General features: G+C 53.1%; 2 protein-coding genes and 1 pseudogene. All 3 read right to left on the bottom strand.

Annotated features, from left to right (window positions below; all coding sequences use genetic code 11):
* A partial coding sequence (locus BUB38_RS15605; RefSeq protein ID WP_073161651.1) for an Rpn family recombination-promoting nuclease/putative transposase occupies nucleotides 1-767 on the bottom strand: 767 nt, incomplete at its 3' end.
* 206 nt (nucleotides 768-973) lie between these two features.
* On the bottom strand, nucleotides 974-1,237 hold the full coding sequence (locus BUB38_RS15600) for a hypothetical protein (RefSeq protein WP_073161650.1): 264 nt from the start codon (nucleotides 1,235-1,237) through the stop codon (nucleotides 974-976).
* Between the two features lie 99 nt (nucleotides 1,238-1,336).
* Nucleotides 1,337-1,552: pseudogene (locus BUB38_RS16535) on the bottom strand (hypothetical protein); the annotation flags it as partial.

The raw sequence follows: 1,552 nt of genomic DNA, 5'->3' as shown, positions 1-1,552 counted from the left end.
TTGCGTTCAAGGGCACGGTATGCGTCTCCGGCGCTCACAAAGCCAAGCCTTTGTCCGATACTCTGGAATGCCATTTTCAGAACCTCCAATGCCTCTGGGCTAATGTACTCCCTCAAATATAACTCAATCTTGCCAACAAGGCAAGCGCTTTCGTTGCTAGGCAGAGCCCGCAGTTTCTTCTCGATTTCCGGCAACAACGACTCGTACTTTTCCATGTCGAAGGCGTACTTCATGGTGATGGCACCAATGGCCGCCTCAGCGTTGCCGTGAGCCAGGCAAAGGTCGTCGTCAATTTCCGCCAGGTTCACAAAGGCGAACTCGAAATGCGGAATGCGGCCGTTGTACATGGCATGGATGTTCTTGTACTGCGCCAGCGGATCCCAAGGGGCGATTCCGTTATAAACGACAACCGCCTTTGTTGGCAGCCAGCCGTATTCGGAATTGCTCTTGTCTACCATCACGTTGATGGCGTACTTGCCTATCTGCGACATAATCCCGTTACTGGGCGAAGACTTGTGCTCCAGCAGCAAACCAAAGCGCATTTCGCTACCGTCGAGAGCCTTTACCTTGAAGGCAAGATCCGCTTCGCCCCGCTCGCCAACTTCGTCGAAGGCCTCGGGGATTTCCTCCAATGTGTCTAGGTCCACTTCCGCGAGGATGTCGGCCAGGTTCCGGTTTGTCTTTGACGCAATCTCAAAAAGCGCCTTCGTGTTCACAGGTTTCGAGTAGACGTATTTCAGGAATCCATCATGTTTCCGTTTGTTCATGTATTGTTCTTTTATTCCGGCGACGCGGCCGGCTCGCAGGTAGAACAGTTCCTACCTGCTTATATACACGCAGCAAACGTCTCATTTGCACAGGAATTCTTTGTAAAAAAACTTTTCCCCTCTCGCGGGAAAAAGTTTGAATCCCGCTTCTATGGTGAGGATGCGCCGCCAATTGCAAAAAAGGACCCACAAGGGGTCCTTATGTTCTATTTCTGCATTTCAGCTAGCTTCGCCTTGAGTTCGGCAATCTCGCGTTCTTGCTTTTCGATGGTTTCGTCCTTTTCGGCCAGGGCATTGTCCTTTTCGGCGAGGGCGTTGTCCTTCTCGGCGAGGGCGTTGTCCTTCTCGGCCAGTTTGGCATCCTTCGCCTTACTTGCCGACTCCATCCTGCGAACCTTGCGTTCAAGGGCACGGTATGCGTCTCCGGCGCTCACAAAGCCAAGCCTTTGTCCGATACTCTGGAATGCCATTTTCAGAACCTCCAATGCCTCTGGGCTAATGTACTCCCTCAAATATAACTCAATCTTGCCGACAAGGCAAACAAAAGGACCCCCGCGGGGTCCTTGTGGTTATTTGCTCATTTCTGCCAGCTTTGCCTGAAGAGCGGCGATCAGCGCGTCCTTCTCAGCGAGGGCATTGTCCTTCTCGGCGAGGGCGTTGTCCTTCTCGGCGAGGGCGTTGTCCTTCTCAACCAGTTTGGCATCCTTCGCCTTGCTTGCCGACTCCATCCTGCGAACCTTGCGTTCAAGGGCACGGTATGCGTCTCCGGCGCTCACAAAGCCAAG

This window comes from Fibrobacter sp. UWH5 (genome assembly GCF_900142505.1).
Classification (GTDB): domain Bacteria; phylum Fibrobacterota; class Fibrobacteria; order Fibrobacterales; family Fibrobacteraceae; genus Fibrobacter.
Note: the sequence above shows the minus strand (reverse complement) of the source record. Positions and strands in the feature narration are given on the sequence as shown.

Bases quoted from the DNA above. Each gene is read 5' to 3' on its own strand.
- BUB38_RS15600 (WP_073161650.1), bottom strand. From the start codon at position 1,237: ATGGCATTCCAGAGTATCGGACAAAGGCTTGGCTTTGTGAGCGCCGGA.